The 2,137-nt window shown below is 66.2% G+C and carries 2 protein-coding genes and 1 pseudogene; all 3 read right to left on the minus strand.

Annotated features, from left to right (window positions below; translation table 11 throughout):
• A pseudogene (locus tag VDP82_RS17405) lies at window positions 1-260 on the minus strand (DNA polymerase III subunit delta'); the annotation flags it as partial.
• A complete protein-coding gene (gene tmk, locus VDP82_RS17410; protein WP_323016080.1) occupies window positions 257-943 on the minus strand; it encodes a dTMP kinase in 687 nt (228 codons plus the stop codon). The pseudogene VDP82_RS17405 and the gene tmk, both read right to left, overlap by 4 nt.
• Before the next feature lie 20 nt (window positions 944-963).
• Window positions 964-2,137, minus strand: a 1,174-nt coding sequence (locus VDP82_RS17415; RefSeq protein ID WP_323016081.1) for a D-alanyl-D-alanine carboxypeptidase family protein, incomplete at its 5' end; no start/stop codon positions are given.

Below are 2,137 nucleotides of genomic sequence, written 5' to 3' on the forward strand. Positions count from 1 at the left end.
TGCTGGAACGGCTGGCCGACCTGCTGCGCACCCGCGACGCGCGGGCCGGCTTCGTCGCCGGTGGCCGTGAGGATGGCGGCGGCCATCTCGAAAGCGAAGGTAGCCTTGCCGATACCGCGCGGGCCGTGGAGCAGAATGGCGCCGGGCAGGCGCTTTTCGGCCAATTGGGCGAGGATGGCGGCGCGTGCGGCCTCATGGCCATGGGCCCGTTGGCGCCGCTCGGGCAGCAGCGTGTCGGCAAGGGCGTCAGGATCGGTCACGCCGGGCTCATTCCGGCCAGTTCGGGAAAACGCGTGGTGACGGCTTCCCAGATCGCGGCCTCCAACGCATCCTCGGACTGGGCGGCGGAGAGCACGATGCAGCGCCCCGGATTTGCGCGCGCAATGGCCAGAAATCCTTGCCGCAGGCGCTTATGCCAGTCGAGTTCTTCTTTTTCGAAGCGGTCGCCTGTGAGGGCCAGCCCATCCTCGATGGCGCGCTCGGCGACGCGCCGGAACGCCGCTTCCGGCTCCATGTCGAGCATGATGGTCAGGTCAGGCGTATTGCCGTCCAGCGCCAGGCGCTCCAGCGCTTCGATCAATCGTACATCGACACCGCCGGTCAGCCCCTGATAGGCGCGGGTGGAATCGTGGAAGCGGTCGGACAGCACCCAGGTGCCGGCGCGCAGATTGGGCGCGATCAACTGGCTGACATGATCGTAGCGTGCGGCGGCGAACAGCACCGCCTCGGCCCCCGCCCCCCAGCTTTCCGAACGCCCTTGCAGGATGAAGGAGCGGATGGCCTCGGCCTTGGGCGTGCCGCCCGGCTCGCGCGTGCGGATGGCCGAAACGGAGCGCTGCTGCAGGCTGTGCAGCAGGCGCTTGACCTGGGTGGATTTTCCCACGCCCTCACCACCCTCGAAGGTGATGAAGCGGGCGCGGCGGGCTTGGGGCGCGTCGAGCATGGACCTGTTCTATACGAGTCTCACAGCCAGCCAAGGGCCAGCTGCTTGAGGGCGTCGGTGGCCTTGCGCACGATATCGCCGGGGCGCACGGTCTGGGCGGCGTAAAGCGGGGCGGCCTGCACCAGCTTGTCGTCGCAGTAAACGCGCAGCTCGGCGATCTTGTCGCCTTCCATGACCGGGGGCATCAGCGGCCCCTTATAGGCCACTTCGGCGCTCAGGCACCGGCGCGAGCCGCGCGGCAGGTAAAGGGCGACCTCGCCCTTGCCCACGAGGCCGACGCTGGGCACCTCCCCGCCATAGACATCGGCATAGGCGACCACGGCGCCTTCGGGATAGGCGGCGAGGCGCTCGAAGGCGCGGGCGCCCCAGGTGATGAGCTTGCGCCCCTCTTCGGTGCGCTGGGCCATGGAGGTGAGGCCATGGACCACCGCGATCAGCCGGCGCCCGCCCTCGGCGGTGGAGATGACCGAGCCGTAGCCGGCGGATTCGGTATGGCCGGTCTTGAGGCCATCGACGCCAATGCCTAGCTCCACCAATGAGTTACGGTTGGATTGCTTGATCTTGTTCCACTCCATCTCGGGCTCGGAGAAGTAGTGGTAGTATTGGGGAAATTCGCGGATGAGGTAGCGCGCCAGATCGGCCAGGTCGCGGGCGGTGACGTGCATTTCCGGGTCGGGCAGGCCGGTGGAATTGGTGAAATGGGAGTTTTCCAGCCCGATATCGAGGGCCAACTCGTTCATGATGGCGGCGAAGCTGGCTTCCGAGCCGGCAATGCCCTCGGCCAGGACAATGGCGGCATCATTGCCGGACTGGATGATGACCGAGCGGATGAGGTTCTCGACGCTGATTTTTGAATTGAGCTCGGCGAACATGGTCGAGCCGCCCGAGGCGGCGCCGCCGGTGCGCCAGGCGTTTTCGGAGACGAAGAATTCGTCGCCCATGCTCAGCCGGCCGTCCTGGATTTCGTGGAAAACCACGGCGATGGTCATGAGCTTGGCCATGCTGGCCGGCTCCATCGGCAGGTCGGCATCCTTCTGGAAGATGACGGTGCCGGATTCCTCGTCCATGAGGATGGCGAATTTGGCCTTGGTGTCGAACTGGGCCTGGCCGAAGGCTGGAAACGTCAGGAGCAACAGGGCCGAAACTATCTGCCAGATCCGTTTCACGAGCGCCCTGCCCTTTCCGTTTTTGCCG

Source organism: Devosia sp. (assembly GCF_034675085.1).
Lineage (GTDB): Bacteria > Pseudomonadota > Alphaproteobacteria > Rhizobiales > Devosiaceae > Devosia.